The organism is Sandaracinobacteroides hominis, assembly GCF_016464365.1.
GTDB lineage: Bacteria > Pseudomonadota > Alphaproteobacteria > Sphingomonadales > Sphingomonadaceae > Sandaracinobacteroides > Sandaracinobacteroides hominis.
On the sequence record NZ_JADCUC010000005.1, the window covers coordinates 264,376 to 289,752 of the forward strand.

At 62.1% G+C, this 25,377-nt stretch carries 29 protein-coding genes and 1 tRNA gene; 24 read left to right on the forward strand and 6 right to left on the reverse strand.

Translation table 11 applies throughout. From position 1 onward, the window contains the following. Window positions 1-52 precede the first annotated feature (52 nt). Window positions 53-2,410, reverse strand: coding sequence for an FtsK/SpoIIIE family DNA translocase (locus IM784_RS12480; protein WP_199555716.1), 2,358 nt, complete (start codon window positions 2,408-2,410; stop codon window positions 53-55). A 451-nt stretch (window positions 2,411-2,861) separates the two neighbouring features. On the opposite strand from IM784_RS12480, the gene IM784_RS12485 reads away from it, so the two are divergent. Continuing rightward, window positions 2,862-4,091 carry a UbiH/UbiF/VisC/COQ6 family ubiquinone biosynthesis hydroxylase gene (locus IM784_RS12485; protein WP_199555667.1) on the forward strand — a complete coding sequence of 410 codons (1,230 nt, stop codon included), beginning with the start codon at window positions 2,862-2,864 and terminating at the stop codon, window positions 4,089-4,091. 1 nt (window position 4,092) lies between these two features. Here the strand turns inward: IM784_RS12485 and IM784_RS12490 are convergent, their stop codons facing one another. After that, the gene (locus IM784_RS12490) at window positions 4,093-4,743 is read right to left on the reverse strand and encodes an LON peptidase substrate-binding domain-containing protein (RefSeq protein ID WP_199555668.1); all 651 of its coding nucleotides are present in this window, start codon (window positions 4,741-4,743) and stop codon (window positions 4,093-4,095) included. Window positions 4,744-4,768: 25 nt separating this feature from the next. After that, complete coding sequence (locus tag IM784_RS12495) at window positions 4,769-5,689, reverse strand: tetratricopeptide repeat protein (protein ID WP_328799528.1); 921 nt, start codon at window positions 5,687-5,689, stop codon at window positions 4,769-4,771. Window positions 5,690-5,846: 157 nt separating this feature from the next. On the opposite strand from IM784_RS12495, the gene IM784_RS12500 reads away from it, so the two are divergent. The 17 genes from IM784_RS12500 (at window position 5,847) to IM784_RS12580 (ending at window position 17,927) form a co-directional block, all read left to right on the forward strand. Next, window positions 5,847-5,921 (forward strand) — tRNA-Gly (locus IM784_RS12500). Between the two features lie 637 nt (window positions 5,922-6,558). Then, entirely contained in the window at window positions 6,559-6,723 is a 165-nt protein-coding gene (locus tag IM784_RS12505) for a hypothetical protein (protein WP_006964003.1), read from the forward strand. A 105-nt stretch (window positions 6,724-6,828) separates the two neighbouring features. Beyond that, window positions 6,829-7,308, forward strand: a complete 480-nt coding sequence (locus IM784_RS12510; RefSeq protein ID WP_199555669.1) for a hypothetical protein — start codon at window positions 6,829-6,831, stop codon at window positions 7,306-7,308. 379 nt (window positions 7,309-7,687) lie between these two features. Then, complete coding sequence (locus tag IM784_RS12515; RefSeq protein ID WP_199555670.1) at window positions 7,688-8,005, forward strand: DUF736 domain-containing protein; 318 nt, start codon at window positions 7,688-7,690, stop codon at window positions 8,003-8,005. Window positions 8,006-8,098: 93 nt separating this feature from the next. Next, window positions 8,099-8,317, forward strand: coding sequence for a helix-turn-helix domain-containing protein (locus IM784_RS12520; protein WP_013831674.1), 219 nt, complete (start codon window positions 8,099-8,101; stop codon window positions 8,315-8,317). Window positions 8,318-8,543: 226 nt separating this feature from the next. Then, window positions 8,544-8,807, forward strand: a complete 264-nt coding sequence (locus IM784_RS12525; protein WP_199555671.1) for a DNA -binding domain-containing protein — start codon at window positions 8,544-8,546, stop codon at window positions 8,805-8,807. Between the two features lie 137 nt (window positions 8,808-8,944). Continuing rightward, the gene (locus tag IM784_RS12530) at window positions 8,945-9,142 is read left to right on the forward strand and encodes a transcriptional regulator domain-containing protein (RefSeq protein ID WP_199555672.1); all 198 of its coding nucleotides are present in this window, start codon (window positions 8,945-8,947) and stop codon (window positions 9,140-9,142) included. A gap of 118 nt (window positions 9,143-9,260) precedes the next feature. Beyond that, window positions 9,261-9,716 carry a DUF2285 domain-containing protein gene (locus IM784_RS12535; RefSeq protein ID WP_199555673.1) on the forward strand — a complete coding sequence of 152 codons (456 nt, stop codon included), beginning with the start codon at window positions 9,261-9,263 and terminating at the stop codon, window positions 9,714-9,716. A 118-nt stretch (window positions 9,717-9,834) separates the two neighbouring features. After that, the gene (locus IM784_RS12540) at window positions 9,835-10,086 is read left to right on the forward strand and encodes a helix-turn-helix transcriptional regulator (RefSeq protein WP_006964014.1); all 252 of its coding nucleotides are present in this window, start codon (window positions 9,835-9,837) and stop codon (window positions 10,084-10,086) included. After that, on the forward strand, window positions 10,086-10,952 hold the full coding sequence (locus IM784_RS12545) for a replication initiator protein A (RefSeq protein WP_037491898.1): 867 nt from the start codon (window positions 10,086-10,088) through the stop codon (window positions 10,950-10,952). The genes IM784_RS12540 and IM784_RS12545 overlap by 1 nt, the downstream gene beginning before the upstream one ends. A 247-nt stretch (window positions 10,953-11,199) precedes the next feature. Continuing rightward, window positions 11,200-11,721, forward strand: a complete 522-nt coding sequence (locus IM784_RS12550) for a DUF2840 domain-containing protein (protein ID WP_199555674.1) — start codon at window positions 11,200-11,202, stop codon at window positions 11,719-11,721. Then, the gene (locus IM784_RS12555) at window positions 11,718-12,311 is read left to right on the forward strand and encodes a S26 family signal peptidase (RefSeq protein WP_199555675.1); all 594 of its coding nucleotides are present in this window, start codon (window positions 11,718-11,720) and stop codon (window positions 12,309-12,311) included. Before IM784_RS12550 ends, IM784_RS12555 begins: the two co-directional genes overlap by 4 nt. Beyond that, complete coding sequence (locus IM784_RS12560) at window positions 12,308-12,640, forward strand: DUF736 domain-containing protein (protein ID WP_199555676.1); 333 nt, start codon at window positions 12,308-12,310, stop codon at window positions 12,638-12,640. The genes IM784_RS12555 and IM784_RS12560 overlap by 4 nt, the downstream gene beginning before the upstream one ends. A 144-nt stretch (window positions 12,641-12,784) precedes the next feature. Beyond that, a complete protein-coding gene (locus tag IM784_RS12565) occupies window positions 12,785-13,417 on the forward strand; it encodes a lytic transglycosylase domain-containing protein (RefSeq protein ID WP_199555718.1) in 633 nt (210 codons plus the stop codon). A gap of 235 nt (window positions 13,418-13,652) precedes the next feature. Then, window positions 13,653-15,407 (forward strand): relaxase/mobilization nuclease domain-containing protein, encoded by a 1,755-nt coding sequence (locus IM784_RS12570; protein ID WP_199555677.1) that lies wholly within the window; start codon window positions 13,653-13,655, stop codon window positions 15,405-15,407. Window positions 15,408-15,441: 34 nt separating this feature from the next. Further along, window positions 15,442-17,502: a conjugal transfer protein TraG gene (locus tag IM784_RS12575; protein ID WP_199555678.1), complete on the forward strand. Its 2,061-nt coding sequence runs from the start codon at window positions 15,442-15,444 to the stop codon at window positions 17,500-17,502. Then, complete coding sequence (locus IM784_RS12580) at window positions 17,499-17,927, forward strand: ribbon-helix-helix protein, CopG family (protein ID WP_066648874.1); 429 nt, start codon at window positions 17,499-17,501, stop codon at window positions 17,925-17,927. The genes IM784_RS12575 and IM784_RS12580 overlap by 4 nt, the downstream gene beginning before the upstream one ends. A 112-nt stretch (window positions 17,928-18,039) precedes the next feature. Here the strand turns inward: IM784_RS12580 and IM784_RS12585 are convergent, their stop codons facing one another. Next, window positions 18,040-18,486, reverse strand: a complete 447-nt coding sequence (locus IM784_RS12585) for an RrF2 family transcriptional regulator (RefSeq protein ID WP_017183354.1) — start codon at window positions 18,484-18,486, stop codon at window positions 18,040-18,042. Window positions 18,487-18,568: 82 nt separating this feature from the next. On the opposite strand from IM784_RS12585, the gene IM784_RS12590 reads away from it, so the two are divergent. From IM784_RS12590 to IM784_RS12615, 6 genes are read left to right on the forward strand one after another with little or no spacing between them, the layout of a single operon-like run. Continuing rightward, window positions 18,569-19,024 (forward strand): group III truncated hemoglobin, encoded by a 456-nt coding sequence (locus IM784_RS12590; protein WP_017183353.1) that lies wholly within the window; start codon window positions 18,569-18,571, stop codon window positions 19,022-19,024. Beyond that, window positions 19,024-19,314 (forward strand): DUF1971 domain-containing protein, encoded by a 291-nt coding sequence (locus IM784_RS12595; protein WP_017183352.1) that lies wholly within the window; start codon window positions 19,024-19,026, stop codon window positions 19,312-19,314. The genes IM784_RS12590 and IM784_RS12595 overlap by 1 nt, the downstream gene beginning before the upstream one ends. Continuing rightward, on the forward strand, window positions 19,307-19,771 hold the full coding sequence (locus IM784_RS12600) for a membrane protein (RefSeq protein ID WP_017183351.1): 465 nt from the start codon (window positions 19,307-19,309) through the stop codon (window positions 19,769-19,771). The genes IM784_RS12595 and IM784_RS12600 overlap by 8 nt, the downstream gene beginning before the upstream one ends. Before the next feature lie 17 nt (window positions 19,772-19,788). Next, window positions 19,789-22,065 (forward strand): nitric-oxide reductase large subunit, encoded by a 2,277-nt coding sequence (locus IM784_RS12605; RefSeq protein WP_199555679.1) that lies wholly within the window; start codon window positions 19,789-19,791, stop codon window positions 22,063-22,065. A 57-nt stretch (window positions 22,066-22,122) separates the two neighbouring features. Next, window positions 22,123-22,599: a globin domain-containing protein gene (locus tag IM784_RS12610; RefSeq protein WP_026002423.1), complete on the forward strand. Its 477-nt coding sequence runs from the start codon at window positions 22,123-22,125 to the stop codon at window positions 22,597-22,599. 4 nt (window positions 22,600-22,603) lie between these two features. Next, the gene (locus IM784_RS12615; protein ID WP_199555680.1) at window positions 22,604-23,728 is read left to right on the forward strand and encodes an HPP family protein; all 1,125 of its coding nucleotides are present in this window, start codon (window positions 22,604-22,606) and stop codon (window positions 23,726-23,728) included. A 73-nt stretch (window positions 23,729-23,801) separates the two neighbouring features. Here the strand turns inward: IM784_RS12615 and IM784_RS12620 are convergent, their stop codons facing one another. Together IM784_RS12620 and IM784_RS12625 are read right to left on the reverse strand one after the other, a co-directional pair. Next, window positions 23,802-24,674 (reverse strand): nucleotidyl transferase AbiEii/AbiGii toxin family protein, encoded by an 873-nt coding sequence (locus tag IM784_RS12620; protein WP_199555681.1) that lies wholly within the window; start codon window positions 24,672-24,674, stop codon window positions 23,802-23,804. Beyond that, window positions 24,667-25,353, reverse strand: coding sequence for a type IV toxin-antitoxin system AbiEi family antitoxin domain-containing protein (locus IM784_RS12625; RefSeq protein ID WP_199555682.1), 687 nt, complete (start codon window positions 25,351-25,353; stop codon window positions 24,667-24,669). The genes IM784_RS12620 and IM784_RS12625 overlap by 8 nt, the downstream gene beginning before the upstream one ends. Between the last annotated feature and the right edge of the window lie 24 nt (window positions 25,354-25,377).

The following is a 25,377-nucleotide window of genomic DNA, read 5'->3' on the forward strand; positions in this document are numbered from 1 at the left end:
GCCCCGCCGGCCGGGCCTGCAATCGAGTCTATGAGTTAGCGCTGCGCGCTAATCACAGCCGATTTCCGGCCTCATCCATCAGCACTTCGCGGCGGCCGACATGATCCGGCGAGGAGACAAGCCCCATTTCCTCCATCTGGTCGATCAGGCGGGCGGCGCTGTTGTAGCCGATGCGCAGCTGGCGCTGCAGGTAGCTGATGGTGGCCTTGCGGCTGGTGGCGACCACCTGGATTGCCTGCGAAAGGATGTCGCCGTCGCCGGCAACGGCCATCTTGCCTTCGCCGCGGGCAGCGCCGGGGCCGGCCAGCAGGTCGCCGCCTTCGGGTTCCTCGGTGACGGCGCCGATATAGTCGGGCGAGCCTTGCGCCTTCCAGTGCTTTGCCACTTCCTCGACTTCTTCATCGGAGACGAAGGGGCCGTGCACGCGGACGCACTGCTTGCCGCCGGGCATGTAGAGCATGTCGCCCTTGCCCAGCAGCTGCTCGGCGCCCATTTCGCCCAGGATCGTGCGGCTGTCGATCTTGCTGGTTACCTGGAAGCTGATGCGGGTGGGCAGGTTGGCCTTGATCACGCCGGTGATGACGTCGACCGAGGGGCGCTGCGTCGCCATGATGAGGTGGATGCCGGCGGCGCGGGCCTTTTGCGCGAGGCGCTGGATCAGGAATTCGACTTCCTTGCCGGCCGTCATCATCAGGTCGGCGAGCTCGTCCACCACGACCACGATCAGCGGCAGCGGCTCCAGCGGCAGCGAGACATCCTCGAACTCGGGCTTGCCTTCCTCGTCCCAGCCGGTCTGCACGCGCTTTACGAAAGGCTTGCCGGCCTTCTGCGCCTCGCGGACCTTTTCATTGTAGCCGCTCAAGGAGCGCACGTTGATGTGCGCCATGTTGCGATAGCGGTCTTCCATCTGCTCGACTGCCCATTTGAGGGCGCGGATGGCCTTGGTCGGCTCGGTGACGACCGGTGCCAGCAGGTGCGGGATATCGTCATAGACGCTGAGTTCCAGCATCTTGGGATCGATCATGATCATCCGGCACTGGTCCGGGCGGAGCCGGTAGAGCAGCGACAGGATCATGGCGTTGAGGCCGACGGATTTGCCCGAGCCGGTGGTGCCGGCAATCAGCAGGTGCGGCATGGGGGCGAGATCGGCAACGACGGGGGCGCCGGAAATGTCCTTGCCCAGGATCATCGGCAGGGTGGCGGCGGAATTCTGGAAATTGTCGGCGGCGAGCAGCTCGGAAAGCGACACCATTTCCCGCTTCATGTTGGGGAGCTCGATGCCGATGACGTTGCGGCCGGGGATGACGGCGACGCGGGCGGAAACCGCGCTCATCGAACGGGCGATATCGTCGGCGAGGCCGATGACGCGGCTGGCCTTGATGCCGGCGGCCGGCTCCAGTTCGTAGAGGGTAACGACGGGGCCCTGGGCCAAGCCGACGATGCGGCCCTTCACGCCATAATCGTCGAGCACGACTTCCAGCAGCCGGGCGTTCTGCTCCAGCGCGGCTTCATCGAGGCCGACCGAAGGTCCGCGCGGCGGCGGTTTCAGCAGGCTGAGCGGTGGCAGGTCGGCGCGGTCGCCCAGTTGCAGGCTCGTCTGGCGGCCGGGCTCCACCTTGGGCGGGCTGGGGCGCGGCGCCGGGCCGGCGATGCGGCGGGTGGGGGCCTCGGGCTCGATATCCTCTGGCGGGAGCGGGTTTTGTCGCGCCGGGCGCGCCTGCGGACGGGCGGCAGCGGGGCGATAGGGTTCGTCCTCCTCGGCCTCCTCCTCGTCGTAGCTGCGGCGGAAGCTGATGAGGCCCGAGACCGCCGCCAGCTCCTCCCGGTTGATGCCCAGCCCCCAGACAAACAGCCAGAGTGCGCCGAGGCCAGAGGCAAGCGCGAATCCGATGGCGGCAAGTGCGGGATCGAAGCCTTGCGGCCAGGGGAGGGTGGAGACGATGTGCGCGGCCGCAAGCCCGGCGACGCCGCCGGCGCCTGCATCCAGAGGGCCGATGGGCGCGGGCCAGGCAAGACCAAGCGCGGCGGAACCGATCAGCATTGCCGCCAGCGTGAGCAGGGCAGAACGGCGCGGATGGCGGATGGGGCGGGCGACGATCAGCCGGACGCCCCAGGCAAGAAAGATCGGGATCAGCAGGATAGCGGCGAGGCCGAAGCCCTGCAGGACCAGGTCGGCAAACCAGGCGCCGGGGCGGCCAAGCAGGTTGAGCGGCGCGGCGTCGGTGGCGCTGTTCATGGACGGGTCTGAGGGGTGATAGCTGAGGAGCGCGGCGGCGAGCGAGAGGCCGAGGGCGGCCAGCGCCATCCCGGCGAACACGCGCAGAAAGGCGCGGCCGAACGCGCGCAGGCGGTCAGCCAAAGCCGGGCCGCCGGCTTCCTTTCGCGAACGTCGCCACGGGGCGGCATCCATCAGCGATTGATAGGTCGTTGCCACGCTGCCTCCCGAAGGGCCGAATGGCCCGCACGTTGCAATCCTTGCCCGGTGGGACTCGCGGCGGTCAAGAGTCTGTTCCCTTTATGTCCCCGATTTTGGTGCGATGGGCGAGGCGGTGTGGCGCTGTGAGCACGAACGCGCGCATAAAAAAGGCCCGGAACCGCAGTCCCGGGCCTTGAAAGGAGAGGACCTATGAAAGTCCCGAAGCGAGCACAGGAGCCCGAAGGCACCCGCAAATGCCTCTTCAAGAGTTGTGCCAAGTGGTTGCCCAAGTGGTTGCCCAAGTGGTTGCGTAGTGGACATTGGAAGGCCATGTGACAAACAATGCTCAAAAATAGGGCATTTTTGTTTCGATGTTGCGCGCATGCACGAAATTTCGGCACATTCCGGGCTTGGGTGGAATATGCCACCGGTCTATCAGGGCTGCATGCAAGACAGGTTTGACGCGATAATCGTGGGGGGCGGGCTGGTGGGCCAGGCGCTTGCCCTGGCGCTGGTGGCGCATGGGCTGGATGTGGCGGTAATCGAGCGCAGCGATCCGGAAGCGCATCTGGCGCCAGAGTTCGATGGCCGGGCTTCGGCGATAGCCTCTTCCACCGCGCGGATGCTGCGGAAGCTGGGCCTTGCCGAGACATTCGATCGGGAAGGCTGCACGATCCGGGCGATCCGGGTGACCGAAGGCCTGTCTCCGCGCCACCTGCATTTCGACAGCGCCGAGGCCGAACCGGCGGAGCCGCTGGGCACGATGCTGGAAAACAGGATGCTGCGGGTGGCTTTGCTGGCGCGGGTGCGCGAGACGGTCGGAATAGAGCTGGTTGCGCCCGCCGACATCGCGGCGATCGGCCGGGGAGCCGACCGGGCAACTGTCACGCTGGCTAGCGGGCGGATGCTTGCGGCGCCGGTGATTCTCGGCTGCGACGGCCGGCACAGCGGGCTGCGCCGCGACGCGGGCATACGCACGGCAAACTGGCGCTATGACGCGACGGCGATCGTTTCGATGCTGGCGCATGAGAAGCCGCACGAACATGTGGCGTCGGAACTGTTCTTTCCCGACGGGCCTTTTGCGCAGCTGCCGATGAACGACCTGCCGGACGGGCGGCATCGCTCCGCCCTGGTGTGGACGGTGAGGAGCAGCGAAGCAGAGGGGATCAAGGCACTCTCCGCGCGGGCAATTGCGCGTGAGGCCGAGAAGCGGATGGGCGGCTTCCTGGGCCGGCTGGAGCTGCTGGCGCCGGCCTCCAGCTTTCCGCTGGGGCTGCACCATGCCGAGCGCTATTGGGCGAACCGGCTGATCCTGGTGGGCGATGCGGCGCATGCCATCCACCCGATTGCCGGGCAGGGCCTTAACATGGGGCTGCGCGACGTGGCGGCGCTGGCGGAAGTGCTGAGCAGCTCGGCGCGGATCGGCATGGATCTGGGCCATCCCGACGTGGCGCGGCGCTATGAGCGGTGGCGGCGGGGCGATAATTGGGCGACGGCGTTTGCGACCGACGGGCTGGTGCGTCTGTTCGGGCTGCCGGGGCGGTTGCCGCAAGAGGTGCGCAGCTTTGGGCTGGCGGCGGTGAACCGGATGCCGCGGCTGCGGCAGGCCTTCATGCGCGTGGCGCGCGGCGAGGGCGGCGATCTGCCGCCATTGCTGAGAGGCGAGCTCGGCTGAGTTATTGCAGGGTGCGGCCGTCGGAGGCGCCCAGAGCGAAGCTCATCAGCGTGGCCAGCGTATCGGCCCGCTCTGGAAGGCCCTGGGCCTCCAGCAGCGCCTGCCGCTCGGACGGGACGAACGGGCAGACGGCGGACAGCGTATTGACGAGGCTCTCGTCGTCGGCGGAACGAACAGCGTCCCAGTCCGCCGACAGGCCCTGCGCCTCGAGATAGGATTTCAGCACGTCCTCCAGATTGGCCCGGGCGGTGGCTGCCAGCGGTTCGGCCGGGCTCCAGTCGGCTGCGTGGGCCTCATACTCCACCTCTGCCTGCCGATAGGGGGTGGTGACCGACAGCTCCCTGCGGAGCTGAAAGCGGGCAAGGCCGGTCAGGGCGATCAGAAAACGGCCGTCGCCGGTTTCGGAATATTGCGTGATCCTGCCGATACAGCCGACTTCATACAGAGGCGGGCGAGGCTCGCCTTCGGCCCGGGGCTGGATCATCGCAATCATATGATCGTCGGCCATCGCATCGCGCACCATGGCCAGATAGCGCGGCTCGAATATGTTGAGCGGCATGACGGCGCGGGGCAGCAGGATGGAGCCACCAAGCGGGAACAGCCGGACCCTGTTCGGAAGGTCGGCGATGCTCGCTGGCGGCTGCAACGTCATGCCCGCTGCCTTTTGTGGCCGCTGCTCATGTGAAGAGGATCGAGGACAGTTTGCGGCGGATGCCGGCGGCCCAGGGGCTGGCGAGACCCTGCGCCTCGATGAATTTCAGCAGCTGGGCGCGGGCGGCGCCTTCGTTCCATTCGCGGTCGGCGGCAATGGAGGCGAGGAGCTGGTCGGCGGCCTCGTCGTGGCGGCCGGCGGCGAACAGGGCGCTTGCCAGCTCCAGCCGGGCTTCATGGTCTTGCGGGTTTGCAGCGATGCGCGATTCGAGTGCTGCCAGTTCGCCGGCAGGAGCCGCGGACTTCGCCAGATCCAGCGCGGCGCGGGCCTGCACGACCGCCTGATCCTTGAGATCGGCCGGCAGGGTTGCGAGCGCGGACTCGGCGCCCTCGACATGGCCCAGCCCCAGCAGGGCTCGGGCATAGCCGGCGATGATGCCGGGATGCTCGGGCGCTTCCCTGGCCAGTTCGGCAAAGGCTCCGACAGCCTGCTCGGCGTCCCCTTCTTCGAGGATTGCAGTCGCCGCCTCCAGCAGCGCCTCCAGCGACACTTCCTCTTCGGTGGGGGGCAGGCTGGTGAGCAGCTTGTCGATGAAGGCCTTCAGCTCGCGCTCGGACTTGACGCCGACGAAGCCGTCGACCGGCTGTCCGCCAAGGAAGGCATAGACAGTGGGGACGGACTGGATGCGGAATTGCTCGGCAATCATGCGCTGGCGGTCGATGTCGACGACGACCTGCGTGGTGCGGCCCTGGCCGTTTTCGGCGATCACCTTGTCGATGACGGGGGCCAGCTGCTTGCAGGGCCCGCACCAGTCTGCCGTGAAGCGGACGATGACGAGCCCGGTGAGCGAGGCCTCCAGAACGTCGCGGCGGAAGGCCTCGATGGAAGCGCGATCTTCGGCGGACATGCCGCCAAGTCCGCCGATGGGGGGAGTAACTGATGCCACGTTGCTGCTCCGGCCTTCTGTGGGTCTAGAAATGCTGGCGGTCATATGGGCGCGCAAGAAGAGTTATGGAAGGGGCTTGCGCGGGCTGCATTCGTCCGTTAAAGCCGCGCCCTCACCCCGGCAGGGTGCCTTGAAGCCTCTGCCTTTTGTGCCGGATGCGGGCGTAGCTCAGGGGTAGAGCGCAACCTTGCCAAGGTTGAAGTCGAGGGTTCGAATCCCTTCGCCCGCTCCAGTTTTCTCCAAGAAAATCAAAGATTTCGCCGACCGGCGACCCTTGAAATTCTGGAGACAACGCCTCACCGAGACCCCCATTGTCTCCATATTGTCTCCAATTTTGGTACAGGTTGGGGCGTCGTGGGGAAAGCCGGTCGTAGCTCGTGAATTTTGAGCCCCCTTTTTGCAGCTAAATTGTCGATCAATGTCGCCCGAACTTGCGCCTAACGTGTGGTGTGAAACGGCTCATCTCGCTGCTAGCAGTCGGGCGCCTTGGCCGAGGGGCAGCGTGCTGCGCCAGAACAGCGCAAGGTAAAGTCTTTTTCGGATCGCCGAGGTCGCACATATCGATATTGCCGGCCGCGTAGTGCCTGACCGTTCTTGAGAAACTGGCCGTCAACGGCGGATACCTGAAGAATATGTCACCGCCGAAATCTGACTGGCGCAATTGGCATAACTCGAACCGCCGCAGAACCACTCGCTCGCATTAGCCGCTGATCCCTGGGCTCGAAGCCTGTCCTCCTTCAATCAACCCGTGAAGGGTCCGCTACGCGTGCGCGTGCGGCCGCAGCTTTGCTGCGGTGATTGCGGCCAGCCCCCGGCCTGTGGGGCGACTGTCGAGCGGGGTGGTCCCGCTCCTAGGCAGGAGCCGCAAAATGCCACTGGCAACCGCACAATCGCTTGGCTGGAACCTCTCCCGGACGCTGATGACGGTCATCGTCCTCATCGAAACCAATCAGGGCTACTTCGTCATCCCCGCTGACGAATTTGACGGTGACCCCGAACAGGTGGTTCGCGAATATGACCCCTTCAGCCGCTAACCTCAGGCACATTTCGCCTTTTCGGCCTGTGCCCTGCCGTGCTATTCTTACACCGCAGATTGCGCTGAGGAGGTGGTGGCGAGCGCGTCCAGACAAGGGACGCTTATGACCATTTTTCTCATCCTCGGGGCCGTGGCTGGCCTTTATGTGCTCGCGCTGCTCTTCCGCCTCGCCAGCTACGCGCTGCCTGTCTATGTCGGGCTCACGTGTGCTTTCCTGCTGCTCCGCCATGATGTTGGTCATCTCGGAGCAATCCTGGGCGGACTGTCGGCAGGCATTGCTACGCTTCTGATTGGACAGGGCCTCATCGCCTTTGTCCGCTCTCCCATGCTCCGTGTCGGGATCGCGCTCCTCTTTGCCATACCCGCGGGCATCGCCGGCTTTCAGGCCGCGCACGCGCTTGGATCACTGGCAACGGACAACAGCATGCTGCTGGCGATCCTTGGATACATCGCTGCTATGGCGACATCCCTCTCGGCATGGCGAAGCGTGACGATGTCGGAGCGTGATACCCACGTCACCTCACAGTTTGCCGGTCCCGTGGCTGGGCAAGCCTCTACAGGCCAATCCATGTCGGCCGAGTAATGGCGTGAGGGGGCAATACCGGCGGTCCAGACGCTTCCTTTGCGGGGCCGATTTTGAACCGAGGGTTCGGGGCCTGCGTTCACCCGAGCCAGTGCATGCGATCAGCATCTGGCGTCCTTCCCGGCAGAACCGACCAGTACGGCCTCTTTCGATCCGCGCCCATGTCAGCCAGACGCTTCGCTTGGCAGGCTTGCCGCAACGGTGCTTGCCGAACTTTCTTCCCCCGGCGTTCCGCCGTTCCTCGCGAGACAAGAAAGCCCGGCCACACCGTCCTTCGCTAACGCTGCGGGCTGACGCTGCGGCGCCTGCCACTGGCTGACCCTTATCCGCGCATCGAGGCCGCACTGGCGCGGTCCCGTCCAACGGAAAGGAAATACCCATGGCAAAGATCGGCAACTTCAAGATGGTTTCGGGCGAACTCCGGGGCCAGATCGTCACTCTCGCCCTTCAGGCCAAATCAGTCAGGATCGTCGCGGAAGAAAACACCAGCGGCAATGCCCCGACCCACCGCGTCCTCATCGGCGAAGTCGAAATCGGCGCAGCCTGGAAAAAGCACACCCAGGACGACCGGCCTTACCTCTCGGTGAAGCTCGACGACCCCAGCTTTACTGCCGCAATCTTCGCACAGCTCTTCGAAGCCGAAGACGGCAGTCACGATCTGGTCTGGAACCGCCCGAGCCGCCGCAACGACCATTGAATCGACCAAGTCATCGCCCGGGTCACACCGGGCGATGACGAATCCCTAGTATATTGGGTGGCAGTATATTAGGGTTACGCCGACCCACGAAGCATGAGGCTTCGGGAGATTTTTGGGACGAATTTAAGGCGATTGCGACACGCCAGTGGGCTTTCGCAGGAGGAATTGGCGCATCGTGCCGGAATCAACCGAAACTATGTCGGCCTTCTCGAACGCGCAGCCAATTCGCCGACGCTCGACACGATTGAGCGACTCGCAGAAGAACTTGCCGTCGATCCCGTGCGATTTTTCGAAAAACCTGGCGGTCGTTGAACGCAAACCCACCGCCATTCACCGAATCTCAGCAGCAATTTTACAATTTCTGAACTACAACAGGCAGATCATTGCCTCTGGGAATGTTTTGCCCCGGCAATCTGGGCTCGGCATTATCCCGTGCTGGGGATAGCGCACTGCCCTATTGGGGATAAGTTCACCCTGCTTCTCTGCGCGCGTTGCAGGGGCGCAGTCACTAAACAGGTTTTGCTACAAGGAGAGACCCATGTCGGCTCCTGAGTTTGCCGATGAACCACCGCAGTCAGACCGATTGAGCGCTTATGATGAGCGCCACCTCGTCACGTATCTTCGCCTGCTGGATGCCGAAAAGGACGAGGCATCATGGGAAGAGGTGGTTTCGATCATCTTCGCCATTGATCCCGCCAGTGAGCCGGACCGCGCGCGAAGGGTCTATGATACCCATCTCGCCCGCGCCAGGTGGATGACGGAACAAGGCTACAAACACCTGATGGTCCCGCGAACCCAATAAAACTGGGCATTTAGCACCAATCTGGCGCAATCGATTGTGCCTTGCCGCGGGGGAGCCCGGAACTGACTCGAGCACTTCTCTCGTCACGGCTCCGACGTGATCGTTCGACTCCAAAAAAACCTCATAGGAGAGGTGCGATGGAGAAGCCGCCCGACTGGCGTTCGGAGAATTACGCCAAAGCGTATGAAAACTATGACCGCACGGATTTCGCGCAGGAATTCCTGCGCCGCAATCCTGAATACCGCGACCAATATGCTGAAGCCGTTGACGCTGCGCCACTCGCGCTGAGGCGTCTGGCTCGGCACTGGGGGTTGGTCTTTCGCTGCGGACCCTGACCTCCCGGCCCACCATCTCCCGATCATCTGGCACCCATCTACAGCGGCCAGCGTCATCCTTTTGCGCCCGGCTCCTTTCCCTTGCGACGGCTGCAGCCAAGCCGAAATTGTCGGCGGCATGGATATCGCGGCCGAGCACCGCGATGATGAAGGGCGGCATCTCGTCCTCTCGACGGCGAAGCGCCGCTACCGCCTGAATATTCGCGGCGAGACAACAGAGACCGAACCGCTCGCCTATGTTCTTCCGGGCGACGCATTTTGGGAAACACGGAAGGCCGCCGTTTCCGACTTTCATGAGCATTGCCATCTCGGACATGTGAAGAAGCTCCCGTTCTGCCTTGCGCCCGGTCCGTCAGAGCACTGGCGTCTGGTCCAATGGCTTCGGTTGCTCGATGCGCTGTCCGGCGGTGCAACCACGCGCGAATTGGCCATCGAACTTATCGCCCGCGATGCCGGGCGATATTCGGCCGCCGAATGGGACACGTCGAGCGAGCGTAAGCGGATTGCGCGCTGGCAGCGACAGGCGCTCGCTATGCGCGACGGCGGCTATATCGCCCTGTTGAGCGGCCACTGATCGGGACATTCGGCAGGGCTGCCCTATGTCCGTTCACCCAAGTCCCTGAAAATCTCAAATCTCGCCTCCTGCTCGCCGGGCCCACCCCTTGTGTCCGGCACTTCACAGGAGACGTTTCATGGATGGAGATTTCGTCCCGGTATTCCCGCGTTATGTCAGGACGCCAGATGCTGCCGTGCATTTGGGTCTGTCAGCCCGCACGCTTGAAAAGCATCGTTGCTATGGGACGGGGCCGGCCTTTCACAAACTCGGTCGGCGGATCGTCTATGCCATAGTCGATCTCGATGCCTGGGCGCAAAATGGTCGCCGCAATTCAACATCCGATCCCGGACAAGGCATTTGCCTGTCAGCACGACCGGTGCGCCGTTGATGCGTTCGGTGAGCCCCCAGCAACAGCTCGACCTGTTCTACTCGATGCCCGGTGACATTGCCGCGCGCGATGCTCAGGATCTGATGTCCTGGCCCTTCTTCAGCCTTGCCAAGTCGCGGCGTTCCGCACCGATCGACTTTGCGATGGGGGCCACATGGATCTCGGTCGAAGCCGTAGCCGAACACGGCATGGCGACCATCTGGGATGCCGACATTCTGATTTGGGCGGCGAGTCAGCTCGTTGAAGCGCGCGACGCAGGCCGCCCGACATCTCGGCACATCGCCGCCCGTCCGCACGAGATTCTGACCTTCATCGGGCGTGGGACTGGCAAGGACCATTATGAGCGGCTGCGCGCAGCGCTCGACCGCTTGCAATCGACGACCGTTGCCACGTCGATCCGCCAGCAACACCAGCGCCGCCGCCACCGCTTCTCCTGGATCAACGAATGGCGGGAGACACTCGACGACCGTGGCCGAGCCGTTGGCATCGAGCTCATCCTGCCCGACTGGTTCTATGCGGGTGTGCTCGATCGCGGCCTGATCCTGACAATCGACCGCGCCTACTTTGCGCTGACTGGCGGCGTCGAGCGCTGGCTCTACCGTATCGTGCGCAAGCATGGTGGACATCAGCGCGGTGGCTGGAGCTTCGACGTTCCGCACCTTCATCTCAAATCAGGTGCGCTTTCGCCTCTCAAGCAATTCGCATTCGAGCTGCGGACCATCGTCCGGCAGCAGTCTCTCCCGGGCTACCATTTGAGCCTTGAGCACAGCTTCGGCCGCGAGCGGCTGATCTTCAAACCCATCCCCGTCGACCCATTCGTTGCCGCTGCCCGGCGCGTCGGTTTCCCTGTGGAGAAGTTGGCATGACATTCGGCCTATTAAAAACCGTCGGACTCGGCCCATCGGAAACCCGATCCTCGGCCTATCGAAAACCGGGACCATGCGGAAACCCGCAGAATTCTGCGGCAAATCGGCGCTCCTCTAACGATGCTAATAGAAAAGAATCCTTCGGATTCTTGCTAACCCTTTTGCAGCCTGTGGATAATCGCGGTGCGACGAGCCTGCTCAACGTCCGTGTCAAGCTTGTCGGGTTCGCGGTGGCAGGAGCGCGGCCATGAGCGAGCCAACTGCGCAGCGGCACAGCTCCTCGCACGCCATCAGGTCAGCAACAGCCAGCGCCCTGACCGAAGTCGAAGTGACCTGGATCGAGAAGCGCTACGAACAATGGATCCGCTTCGGGCGCATCGCGGCTGACACGATCATCAACCGCCGCACGCGCGTCATCGCCTTCCGTCCCGGCGCGGTCTTCGCCTTCGTGCGCTGGTCCTCGAACGACTATGGCACCATCCATTCGTGCATCGACATCGTGACGGCCGTGGCACCGGGCGAGGCCTACACGACGTTGCCGTTTGTCCGTCCCGGCGCTGACATTCTGCTGCACATCGACGGCTGGCCCAAGGTCGCACAGGTGTTGCAGGCCATCGATGCGGTCGAAGCCGCCGGTGTTGATCCGTGCGACGCATCGCCCGATCACTGGCGCCACGTCGGCAACCGGCTGAATGCCGGAATGCCGTTCAGGGCTTACACAGCGGAGCGGCACGCGGCCTGGCTCCGGCGCAAGGCGCTCGAAGCATGAGCCGCCGCCGCTATGTTCGCGCCACGATACTGTGGGCAGGCTTGTTCAGCGCCGGGTTCGCAGCAGTCGCCATGCTATCGCCGCGACCGCGACTGATGTGGAACGCGAGCGCCAGTGCGCCCGTCGGCCTCTATCGCCTCGTGAGCGACACACGCCCAAGGCTCGGCGAACTGGTCGCCATTGTGCCGCCGACTGCGACCGCACGGATGATGGCCGAGCGCCACTATCTGCCCATCGGCGTGCCGCTCATGAAACATATCGCGGCCTTGCCCGGGCAATGGGCGTGCCGCGCCGGCGCTGTCGTCTCGGTGGACGGCAAGCGTGTCGCCATAGCCAAATCGCACGACAGAATGGGTCGGCCTTTGCCAAGCTGGCAGGGCTGTCACCGTGTTCGGACAGACGAATTGTTCCTGTTGAACCCGGCGCCCGACAGCCTTGATGGGCGCTATTTCGGCGCTCTGCCGGCAGCCGGTCTTATCGGCACGGCACACCCCATCCTTACCCGTGATGCACCTGACCAGTCCCTGCGCTGGCGAGGCTTTGGTGCATCCGCCGCTTCCCCAACCACCAACCAGGAGCACAGGCCATGATGATCGGCGTCTTTCATTCCGCGCAGGACAGTTTCACCGGGCAAATCCGGACCCTCACGCTCGATGCTGTCGTGACGCTCGTCCCGGCTCCATCGAACGACAGCGGCAATGCACCCGACTGGCGCGTGCTGCTCGGCGATGCCGAAACCGGCACTGAAATCGGTGCTGGCTGGAACCGCACAGGCGAGCGCGCCGGTGCCTTTGTCGCGGTGCAGATCGACGACCCAGCCTTTGCCCAACCCCTGCGCGCCAACCTGCTTCGCTCCATGTCCCGTGACGACGAGCATCACCTGCTCTGGTCGCGTCCGACCAATCGCGATCGGAAATAAGCCATGACCGTTGCTTTGCTTCGCCGTCGCCGGTGTTCCGTAATTTGGATTGCCGTTCGGCTGCGCATTCACCTTCTCCTTCCCGGCACTTGTTTCGCTCTCGGCTTGGCAGCGGCGACGTCTCCGGTTGCCGCGGTTGCGACGGTGCCTGACCAGTTTGCATCGCATCCTTATGCGCCGCATGTCGCAGAGGCATCGCAGCGCTTCGGCATTCCCGAGCTGTGGATATGGGCGGTGATGCGGGCGGAAAGTCGCGGCAATTCGCGCGCGGTTTCGCCTGCAGGGGCCATAGGGCTGATGCAGATCATGCCCGGCACTTGGTCGATGCTGAGCGCGCGGCATGGCCTTGGCTCTGACCCGTTCGATGTGCGTGCGAACATCCTTGGGGGTGCGGCCTATCTGCGCGCCATGTGGGACCGGTATCGCAATGTCAGCTTGATGCTGGCGGCCTACAATGCCGGACCAGGCCGTGCCGATGGTTATGCTGCCGGTCGTCGCAGTCTTCCGGCAGAAACCGTCAACTACGTCGCCCAGATCGCGCCAAGTCTTGGAATGGCCCGCATCGCTTCGCCTGCTGCCATGCCACCTGCCAATGCTCATCCCTGGCGTCAGGCTACATTGTTCACACCACGCGGCGATGGAGAAGCAAGCAGCAATGACGGTGCTGCCGATGTGCAGCCACAGCGTACCCAGCTTGCGTCGCCGTCGGCCTCTTTGCCGTCACCGACCCCCGCGCCGCACCCCCTGTTTGTGTCGCTTTCACCGCGAAATCCGTGATGGGATGCTCAAGCATACTTCAGGCAGCTCTGGCGTCGTGTCGGATGGACACGGCGGGGAAGCATATGTTTGAGCGAAAGGGCAATTTTGGAGGGCAAGATAAAAGGAGTGCCAGCACCTGGCTCTCATGTGATTGTTGTAGTGCGATAATTTCGTATGGCACCGGGCAAAGCCTGCCATACAATGTTTCCCAAACACCCGCAAAACTGCGGCGTAATCGTCTGGCACCTTCAAAATGAGCCGCGACGACAATGAATTTCGGGTGCGGCCGGGAAGAAGCAGGGACAGCGGTGCAGCCTCTGGAAGGCGAAGCCAGAAGCTGGCGGCTCAGGTCCAGCGTGCCGCCAACAAGGCGGGCCATGCGGGTTCACGGCGAGCGGGTCTGAAACGCGGCAGCGGTAGCGGCAAAGCCGCGCGCGGGCGTCGGACGGTTGCCGCGATGCGCCGCACACCTGGCCAACGCCGCGTTACTGTCATGGCGCGCATCGCTCGGCATAAAGGTGCACAGTACCGCGCCGCACCGCTGGCAAAGCACATCATCTATCTTGAGCGTGATGGCGTGTCCCGCGACGGGCGCGACGCCTCAATGTTCGATGCGCAGAACGACAGCGCTGATCGGGATGCCTTTGCAGGGCGTTGCGAAGATGACCGGCACCACTTTCGCTTCATCGTCTCGCCCGAAGATGCAGGGGACATGGAAGACCTGCGCAGCTTCACCCGCGAATTGATGGCTGACGCGGCCAAGGATCTGGGCACCGAACTGGACTGGGTCGCCGTTGACCATTGGAACACCGACAATCCGCACATCCATGTGCTGGTGCGCGGCGTTGCCAGTGACGGCACCGATCTTGTCATTGACCGGGGCTATATCAGCGAAGGTCTGCGGTTCCGGGCGGAAGAGCGGGTGACGCTCGAACTGGGGCCGCGCACCGAGCTGGACATCCGCACCGCGCTCGAACGCGAGGTCGATGCAGAGCGCTGGACCAGTCTTGACCGGCAGCTTGAACGCTTGGGTCAGGATACCGCAGGCCTTGTCGATCTGCGTCCAGGCGGCGACGCCGATCCCGAAATGCGCCGGCTGCTGCTGGGCCGCGCCGCCAAACTAGAACAGCTGGGACTGGCCGCGCGCGAAGGGCCTGCGGTGTGGGCTCTGGAGCCCGGTGCAGAAGCCACATTGCGCGACCTTTCGGTGCGCAACGACATCATCAAGACGATGCACAATGCCATAAGCCGCGACGGCGGGCGGTTTGATGTATCGGCATTGGCCCTGCATCAGGACGTTCCAAGCGAACCGGTCATCGGACGCCTGGTCGAACGTGGCCTCCACAACGAGCTAACGGGCAGCGCCTATGCCATCGTCGACGGCGTCGATGGTCGCACGCACCATCTGCGGTTCAAGGACATGGAGATGACCGGCGACGCCAAAGCCGGGTCGATCGTCGAACTGCGCTCATGGGAGGATGCCAAAGGGGATGACCGGCTGTCGCTCGCCACACGATCAGACATACCCCTCGAGGCACAGATCAAAGCACCTGGCGCGACGTGGCTTGATCGCCAGCTTGTGGCCCGCGATCCCGTCGCAACGGGCAATGGTTTCGGGCGCGAGGTGCGCGATGCCCTGGATGCCCGCGCCAGCCATCTCGAAACCCAGGGTCTTGCCCGCCGGCAGGGCCAGCGGGTCATCCTTGCTCAGGATCTCGTTGGGACGCTGAAGAATCAGGAACTGACGGCCGTCACTCAGGCCATCGCCGCGCGCACGGGACTTGAGCACAAACCATCGAGCGCAGGCGACTATGTCAGCGGCATCTACCGGGAGCGCGTGACGCTTTCGACGGGCCGCTTCGCGATGATCGACGAAGGGCTGGGCTTTCAGCTCGTGCCCTGGCGCCCGGCGCTCGATCAGCACCTCGGCCAGCACATCACCGGCACCATGTCGCCGGGCGGTACTGTCGACTGGGCCTTGGGCCGCGGACGCGGGATCAGCCTGTGACCCTCATTTACCCCCTCATCAGGAGTAACTTTCAATGAACGCCACCCGTATTCTCTGGGGTCAGGTCATCGCCGTCATCAGCGTCACCTTGCTTGGCATCTGGTGTGCCACCCAATGGACGGCCCACGCCCTTGCGTACCAACCCGAGCTCGGCCAGCCCTGGTTCTGGCTTGGACCTTGGCCAATCTACCCGCCCTACGCCTTCTTCTGGTGGTGGTTTGCGTTCGACGCCTATGCACCACAGATCTTCCAGACCGGCGCATTCATCGCGGTCTCGGGTGCCATGGCCGCCATAGTCATCGCGATCGCCATGTCAGTGTGGCGCGCGCGGGAGGAGAAGCAGTCAGAGACCTATGGGTCTGCGCGGTGGGCAACCGACAAGGAAATCAAGAAGGCGGGCCTCCTGAAGCAAGACGGCGTGGTGATCGGCTCGCACAAGAACCGGTATCTGCGGCACAATGGCCCCGAGCATATTCTCTGCTTTGCGCCGACCCGTTCCGGCAAGGGCGTTGGTCTCGTAATCCCCTCGCTGCTCGCCTGGCCGGGCAGCTGCATCGTCCACGATATCAAGGGCGAGAACTGGGATCTGACAGCGGGCTTTCGCGCCCGGCATGGCCGCGTCTTGCTGTTCGATCCGACCAACCCCGCATCCAACCCCTACAACCCGCTGCTCGAAGTCCGGAAGGGCGATTGGGAAGTGCGTGACGCCCAAAACATCGCCGACATCTTGATCGATCCAGAAGGGTCACTGGAAAAGCGCACGCATTGGGAGAAGACCAGTCATTCGCTGCTCGTCGGCACGATCCTGCACGTCCTTTATGCCGAGAAAGACAAGTCGCTGGCCGGGGTCGCTGGCTTCCTTTCCGATCCGCGCCGTTCGATAGAAACCACGCTGCACCGCATGAAGACGACCCCGCACCTGGGTAAAGACGGTGTTCACCCCGTCGTGGCTGCCGCAGCACAGGAACTGCTGAACAAGTCTGACAATGAGCGGTCTGGCGTCCTGTCGACGGCCATGTCGTTCCTCGGCCTCTACCGCGACCCTGTGATTGCGCAGGTGACCGGAGCCTCGGACTGGCGCATCACCGATCTTGTCGATTCAGCGGCACCTGTGTCGCTCTATCTGGTCATTCCTCCTTCCGATATCAGCCGGACCAAGCCGCTCGTCCGCCTGATGCTCAATCAGATCGGGCGCCGCTTGACCGAAGAGCTGAGAGCCAAAGGACGCCGACAGCGCGTCATGTTCATGCTCGACGAATTCCCGGCTCTGGGGAGGCTCGACTTCTTCGAAAGCGCCCTGGCCTTTGTTGCAGGCTACGGGATCAAGGCATTCCTGATCGCGCAGTCGCTCAACCAGATTGAAAAAGCCTACGGGTCAAACAACGCCATTCTCGACAATTGCCATGTCCGCGTCGCGTTCGCGGCCAATGATGACAATACCGCCAGCCGCGTTTCCAATGCGCTCGGCACCGCCACCCAGATGCGGGCAATGAAGAATTATGCCGGGCATCGCCTCTCGCCATGGCTCGGCCATATCATGGTCTCACGTACTGAGACCGCGAGGCCGTTGCTGACCCCCGGCGAAGTTCAGCAATTTTCTGAGCACGAGGAGATAGTGCTGGTGGCCAGCACTCCGCCGATCCGCGCGGAAAAGGCAAAATACTTTCTCGACCCACGGTTTCGCGCGCGTCTTCTACCCGCACCCACTCCCAAGCCGCTGCACCCAAAAAAACGGCCAAAGGACGACTGGTCTGCGCTCGCACCCATTGCGGCACCGCTGCCGACCAAACCAGCCAAGGCAGAAGAGAAATGCTCCGAACAGCCGCCAGTTGATCAGCCAAAGCCGGGTGTGCCGTCAGCTGCTGATCGGGCCAAATCAGAAAATGATACGGCGAACTCCGGGATCAGGCGAGAACCCGAACTGGGCGAACATGAGGATGTCGTTCCCGTCCCCAAGCCACCGGTCAATGAGTTCGATCTTGATCGCGATGTGCCCGAGGATGACGCAGCCAGGGTCAAACGGGAAGCTGATCGCACAATGAACCGCAATGCCCGCAATGCATCGCTCGACCCCGATGACGGCATCGACCTGTGAGGAAGAAGCCCCACAGCAAACAAACCTTCCGGCTCGATATCGAACTGGCCAAATTGCTGGAGGAACGCGCTCATGCCCGCGGCGTCTCGCGCACCGAAGTGGTGGAGGCGGCGTTGATGTCTCTGCTGCAGTCCGATCAGGATGAACGGATGGAAGCCGCTCTGGCGAGACGGCTCGATCGTCTGTCGCGGCAATTGGATCGGCTCGAATGGCATGTGGAATTGACGAACGAAGCGATCGGCCTGTTCGTGCGCTTCTGGCTCACCAGCAATCCGCCGCTGCCTGATGCCGCGATGAAGGCGGCGCAGGCGATGGGCAAGAAGAGGTGGCACGGATTTGTGGAATCACTCTCGCGGCGCATGGAGGCGGGACCAAAGCTGCGGGATGAAGTCGAACTTGGGAAGTCCGACGCATCAATCAGCTGACCAGGGAGATCGCCCTCAGCTTCATCAACACGCCAATCCCTGTCATGCAAACTCAAAGGCGCATTACCTGAAAACTGCCGGCTTGAGAATCGGAGCGCCGGGGCTCCGTGCATCATGACTGTTGCGTGCCCCCCCCGTCGATCTGCCTCTCAAGCCTCTCTTTGTTGGGAATCAGATCGGCGATGGAGAATTGATCCAGATGCCGGGCAAATGACTCCAAAGCGCCTGTCAATACATGCCGTAACCCGCAGACTGGGGTGACAACGCAAGTGTTGGTTGCCGGGTCGAAACATTCAACGAACGTCCCTGTATCTTCCATGGTCCGGACAATGACGCCCACATTCAATTCGGCAGGCGGGAGCGCCAGCTTGAGACCGCCGCTGCGGCCCCGCACGCTTTCGACAAAACCTTCGGCGGTGAGCCGCTGAGCCACCTTCATCAGGTGGTTCTTCGAAATCCCATAGGCGCTGGCAATGTCGGCGATGGAATGATGGCCGTCTTTCACCGCCAAAAACATCAGCGTGCGCAGGGCATAATCGGTTTGAAGCGAGAGTCTCATAAAAGATGCATATCATATATTGCATTTAACCGCCAACCGCCTAAACGATGCATATGAAATACCTCTTAATCGAGTCGAGACTGTGACGGGGTCAGAGCATGTCGCGCAAGTGCGCGCTCGCAAGATGGCTGACGCGCTGGCCTGCGGGATCGATGACGCATTCATTTCCCAGCTCGTAGAGCAATTTTACGGAGCTATTCGGGCTGATGACATGCTCGGCCCGATATTTGGTGCAAAGGTCAGCGACTGGCCGCATCATCTGGCGCGGATGAAGGATTTCTGGGCCTCGATCATGCTGGAATCGGGTCGTTTCAGTGGCAATCCCATGCGCAAGCACACGGCTATCGGTGGGCTTGATGCAGAGCATTTTGCGCGGTGGCAGTCTTTATGGGACGTGACACTCACCCGGATCGCACCGAACGAGGAAGTGGCAAACCGCTTTCGCGACGCGGCGCGGCGCATTGGCGAAAGCCTGCTGACCGGCATTCTGATTGATCGCGGCGGACTGACCGCGATTCGCGCAAAGGTGCTTGCCTGATGTCTGAACCCTATGCCTCATCCCCCATCTTCGACGAGCAGACTTTGCCCGATGCGCTGCGCAACGATCATCGCACCAAAACCGGGACGTGGGGCCTGCTGCGCGTCCTGGAAGGCGAAGTCCGGCTGATCTTCACCGAGCCGCTTACGGAACACCGTGTCACGCCGGATAGTCCCGCCATCATCCCACCACAGGCGACGCACTATGTTGTCCCCGTCGGGGCAATGCGCATGCAGGTTGAGTTCTGGCGCGAACGACCTGATCTGAGCAAAGGACCGGTCAATGGATGACCTTGTTCTGGCTCGCGCTATCCATGTGATCGCGGTGTTGTTCTGGATCGGCGGCGTCGGATTTGTCACCTGGGTTGTCATGCCCGCGCTGCGGGCCAGCGAACGTCCCGTAGAGCGCCTTGCCCGGTTTCATCAGATCGAGGGACGCTTTGCATGGCAAGCGCGCATCTGGGTCACGCTGGCCGGGGCAAGCGGACTGTGGCTGATCTACCGCGCCGATATGTGGAGCCGGTTTGCCGAGCTTAGCTTCTGGTGGATGCATCTGATGGTGGCGCTGTGGGCCGTGTTCGCGCTGATGCTGTTCGTGCTGGAGCCCTTGGTCTTGCATCGCCGCATGGCAAGCTCAACCACACCGGAAGCTGATTTTGCGCGCATGATGCGATTGCATCAGGTGCTGAGCCTTTTGGGCGTTGTGGCCGTGTTTGGCGCGGTTGGCGGCAGTCACGGCCTTTTTTGAACTTCGGGGGGACGACCATGGAAAGCTATGGAACGACATTCAGCATTAAACGGCTTTGGACCATCCTGGTCGTTGGCATGGTCGCTATGTTCGGCGCCCTGTTGCTCTTTGGTCAGCAAATCTATCAGCAAGCACCGCCCATTCCCGAGGCAGTAAAATCCGCGAGCGGCGAAACCCTGTTTACGCGCACGGATATCGAGACCGGTCAGAATGTCTGGCAGTCAATCGGCGGCATGGAGCAAGGCTCGATCTGGGGCCATGGCAGCTATCTCGCGCCCGACTGGAGCGCGGACTGGCTGCACCGTGAGGCATCGGCTTTGCTCGCTCTGCAAAGTTCTCACCCCATTGCAGGCGCCACTCCGGCGCAGAATGAAGCGATGCACAAAGCGGCGCTGCAAGAGGAAATGCGCACCAACAGCTATGATCCGGCAACCGGGATCATCACGGTCAGTGACACCCGCGCAGCGGCCATCAAACAAGTGCAGACGCATTTCGTCAGCCTCTACGAAGGCAATGACACCGCCGCGCTGGCGCTGCGCAAAGCCTATGCCTTCCCGGTCTACGGACAGCTGTCGCCTGAAGAGGCGCGGCAGGTTTCGGCATTCTATTTCTGGTCGGCCTGGGGCGCGACAACCAACCGCCCCGGCGACACCATAACCTATACCAGCAATTGGCCGCACGAACCGCTGGTCGGCAATGTCCCGACAACAGGCACGTTGCTGTGGAGTCTGGCCTCGGTCATTCTGCTGCTGGCAGCAGCAGGCGCTCTGATCGCCTATTATGCCAAGCAGTTTGACCTCTGGCGCAGCGACATATTGCCCGAACAGGGCATGGCGGCTTCCGATGTACTGAGCGGGGCGGTCATCACCCCGTCGATGCGCGCAACGGCCAAATACTTCTGGGTGGTCTGCGCCCTGTTCGTCACGCAGGTGCTGCTGGGCATTGTCACCGCTCATTACGCGGTTGAGGGACAGGGGCTCTATGGCCTGCCTTTCGCCGAATATTTGCCCTATACGATTACGCGCACTTGGCACACGCAGCTGGCGGTCCTGTGGATTGCCACCGCTTGGCTCGCCACCGGACTCTATGTCGCGCCAATGCTTGTCGGCCGCGATCCCAAATTTCAGCGGCTCGGGGTCAATTTCCTGTTCGTCAGCCTGCTGATCATCGTGATCGGCTCGTTTGCCGGGCAATGGGCGGCAGTCCACCGTTTCTTCCACAATCTGACGGCCAATTTCTGGTTCGGTCATCAAGGCTATGAATATGTCGACCTTGGCCGGTTCTGGCAGATCTACCTGCTGATCGGACTGCTCTTGTGGGTTGCACTGGTCGTGCGAGCGCTGTGGCCCGTGCTTCAGGAGAAGGGCAGCAAATCGCTGATCTATCTCGTGCTGGTATCGGCGCTCGCTATCGGCCTGCTTTACGGTGCCGGGCTGATGTGGGGCCAGCATACCAATATCGCCATCATGGAATATTGGCGCTGGTGGGTCGTGCACCTGTGGGTTGAAGGCATTTTCGAGGTCTTCGCTACCGCGATCATCTCGCTGCTGTTCGTCCGCATGGGCATCCTGCGAACGTCCACCGCGACCGTGATGGTGTTGTTTGCCACGATCATCTTCCTGTTCGGCGGGGTGCTGGGCACTTTCCACCACCTGTATTTCAGCGGAACCCCAACCTCGGTGATCGCGGTCGGGGCGATGGCTTCGGCTCTCGAAGTTGTGCCGCTGCTGGTCGTAGGCTTTGAGGCCTATACGCGCCACAAGGTTGAGCATGAAGCCGAGTGGGAGCGCACCTATCACTGGCCGTTTATGTTTTTCTCGGCCGTTCTGTTCTGGAATCTGGTCGGTGCGGGGCTGTTCGGGTTCCTGATCAACCCGCCCATCGCGCTCTATTACATGCAGGGGCTGAACACGACTGCCAACCACGGCCATGCCGCCCTGTTTGGGGTCTATGGGATGCTGGGGCTGGGGCTCACGCTCTACTGCATGCGTGGGTTGACCGACGTTTCGATATGGAGCCAGAAATCACTCAAGATCGCCTTCTGGTCGCTCAACATCGGCATTGCGATGATGACGCTCCTGTCGCTGCTGCCGCAGGGTATCCTGCAAACCTATGCCAGTGTTGAACATGGCTATGCCTATGCGCGTTCGGCGGAATTCATCCATAGCCCGATCATGCAGGCGCTGGTCTGGGCACGGGTGCCCGGGGATGTCGTCTTCAGCGTGGGTGTGTTTGCGTTCGCCTGGTTCATGTTCCGAGCATTCGTGCCAGGCAATCGGCAAAGCCGCACCTGACAGCACCGATTTCTTCGTTCCCAATTTTCTCAACCCACAACACCAAAAGGAATAGCTGTGCGCAAACCACTGAGTGCCGAAACCAAAGCCATCGTAAAATCGACCGCGCCTGCATTGCAGCAGCACGGCCTTGCCATCACGACTCGCATGTATGAGCGGCTGTTCACCGACCCTGACGTGAAGGCCATGTTCGACCAAGCCGCGCAGGAAAGCGGGGAACAGCCGAAGCGTCTGGCTGGCGCTATCCTCGCTTATGCGCAGAACATCGACAAGCTGGAGGCCTTGACTGCGCCGGTGATGCGGATGGCTGCACGGCATGTGGAGACTGGCGTAAAGGCCGAACATTATCCTCTGGTGGCCAATGCCCTGCTGCCCGCGATCCGAGACGTTTTGGGCGATGCTGCAACCGACGAAGTGCTCGGTGCATGGGGTGAGGCCTATTGGGCGCTTGCGGACATCCTCATCGGCAAAGAAGAGGTTCTCTACGCTGAAACCGATGGCAACGGGCAGCCTGAGGCAATAAACCCTGCCTGAACAGATGGATAAAGTTACCGATTTGAGCTCTGAAACTGCGCCGCGATTGGTTTGGAGCCGCTACTACAGCACGTATGTAGCGGCTCCGCCCGGACCTGGCGCGCGTGAGCGGCTTGTTGCGGTGGCAGGTGCCATAATCGGCATTGTGACTACGGGACTGCTGTGCGGCGTTCTGGCCGGTACCGGAGCTGCGCACCCTCTACTCGTGGCGCCGATGGGAGCCTCTGCGGTCCTGCTTTTCGCTGTGCCTGCAAGTCCGCTGGCCCAGCCAGGGTCAATCCTGGGCGGAAACGTCCTGTCGGCCCTGGTAGGCATCGCAGTCGCCCTTGCCGTCCCCAATGCTACCGTTGCAGCGGGGCTTGGTGTGGGACTGGCCATTGCAGTCATGTCATTGGCGCGCTGCCTGCATCCGCCAGGCGGCGCAGTCGCCCTGTCAGCCGTGCTCGGCGGGGCCGCTGGAAGCGCGCATCCGTTCATGTTCGCGCTTTATCCCGTGGGTTTGAACTCACTGCTGCTGATACTCGCTGGTCTGGCATTCCATCGCATGTCAGGCCACACGTATCCGCATCGGGCGAAGCTTACCGAAAGCGCCCACGGCACACAGGATTCTGCGCCGCTCAGCAGAAGTGGGGTGAGGCCGAGCGATGTTGACGCAGCGCTGGAAAGCTTTGGCGATACGCTCGACATCAATCGCGACGATCTTTTGCAACTTTTCGAATTGGCGGGTCTCAGCGCGGCGGAGCGACAGGTCGAGCAGCTAAGCTGCAACGACATCATGTCACGCGACGTTATCACGATTGCGGCAACCGCCCCGGTGGAGGAGGCGCATAGACTGCTGCGCGCAAGGCACCTGCGTGCGCTACCGGTAGAGAATGTCTCTGGCCAACTGGTCGGCGTGATCACATGGCCAGACCTCGATAAACAAGGGGCTTTTGCATCGGAGATAATGGCGCCGGCAGATACGGCGCATGTGTCCGCGCCAGCGGCGGCGCTGCTCGCCCCTCTCGCCAATGGTCACGGTCATGAGGTCATGATCGTGGACGACAACATGCATTTGCAAGGCATCGTTACCCAAACGGACATCATTGCCAGTCTGATAACAAAGGCGGTCACGCTCAATACAAAATGAGGGTGTCACCTTTGGCTGCTGCTTCGGAGGCAGCCAAGCGTGCCGCTCCACGGATACCCCGGCATGTCGGCCTTTAGGCTACAGCTTGGCTGTCAGACGCCGCGACCAGCTTATCGACCTTGGCGAGGAAAAAGCGCTCACTCCACAGATCAACCGATTTGAGATCAGCAGGACGCAGGAAGCGCTCGACATCCTTTGCCGCTTCCTTCCACTCGATCCGAGTGATTGTGCCAGAAAGCGCAGCCTTCAACCATGACATGTCGACGTGGAGCGACCCGTCACCGGCCCATGGCCCTGCCTGAACCAGCGCGTTTTGCAAAAGGACGAAATTGGGTTCGAGCCCGCGCGAAACATACCAGGAGAAGTCGAACCAGTCGCGACCTTTGAGGAAGCCTCGGCATAGCAAGGCATGAATCTTCAGCGCGAAATTTGATGCCAGATCCTGGTGGCGCACCTCATAATCAGCTGGAAAATCAAGATAGGTGGTCGCCTCGGCCGATCCTGCGGGCGGGTTCACATCAATTTCCAGCTTGATCTTGATCGCCTTGCGATGGCCGGTGCCTGCGAATGACAAGTCGAGCTGGCTGGCGATGGAGTCGTCCTTGAGCAGCGCCTGGCGAATGGCCGTATCCATGCGCGGCTTGGGCTGAGCTTCCAGCGTCAGCCCGAACTGGCTGAACACCTCGGTCATTCCCTCGAGGTAAGGGGACCAGTCGAAGTCCATGTTCGGCACGCGCAGGAGAAAGTCCAAGTCCTCGGAAAAGCGTGGCAGGCCGTGTAAAATGCGCAGGCTGGTGCCGCCCTGGAACAGGGCGCAATCGAAGAAATCGGCGCGCCACAGCGCGTATAGCGCAATCTCCTGGAGGATCTCCTTGAGCGCGTTTTCCTCTTCAAGCGCATTGGTGGCGCCATAGCGGCCGAGCTTTTCTTTGATGATGTCAATCATGCAGAGATCCCCTGCTTTGAGCCCGTTTTGTCGTCAGAACCACATCTTCAAGCTCGGAAAGGAAGGCGTTCACTGCCTTGTGCTTGTAGACCGACTTCACTGCGACAAAGTCCGTTTCCGTCAACGCCAGAAGCGCCTCGTCATCGATCCGCATGCCACTGGTCAGCCAATCGAGGCCAGGCCATTCCACCTTGCGCAGGGCGACAAGATCCATAAGGGCGCGCAGCGGCCTAGCGACAAAGGCGGTGAGCTTGTCGAAGGTCACGCGCTCGACGCCGCTAAGGAAGCGATAATCGGCAATGGCCAGCGGATGATATTTGAAGGAGCCGAATTCGGTGGCCGGGATCTCCAGCGTTTTACGCCCCGGCGTCACGCTGGCAGTGACAAGCACTGCCTCAGGAATCCAGCCATGGTAAGCCAGCGCGCTTTCAAAGGAAATATAGCTCCCGGGAAGCAAAGCCTGCGCCACCGCGAAGGGATGCACAGGAGCGCTTCGATACGCCTTGGCAAGCGTATAAACCCCGCGCTTCAGGCGAATTAGTGACCCGTCCTTGAGGGCGCGGTTGACGAGGCCATAACGCCGCGCATTGCCTCCCCCCAGCAGTTCGCTGAGCTGGCGTTCGTTGAAGACCCGATCGCGCAGCGCGCTTGCGGATACCTGTTGCGCTAGGCTGGACATAAAATTCTCAATACTTCCTAATAG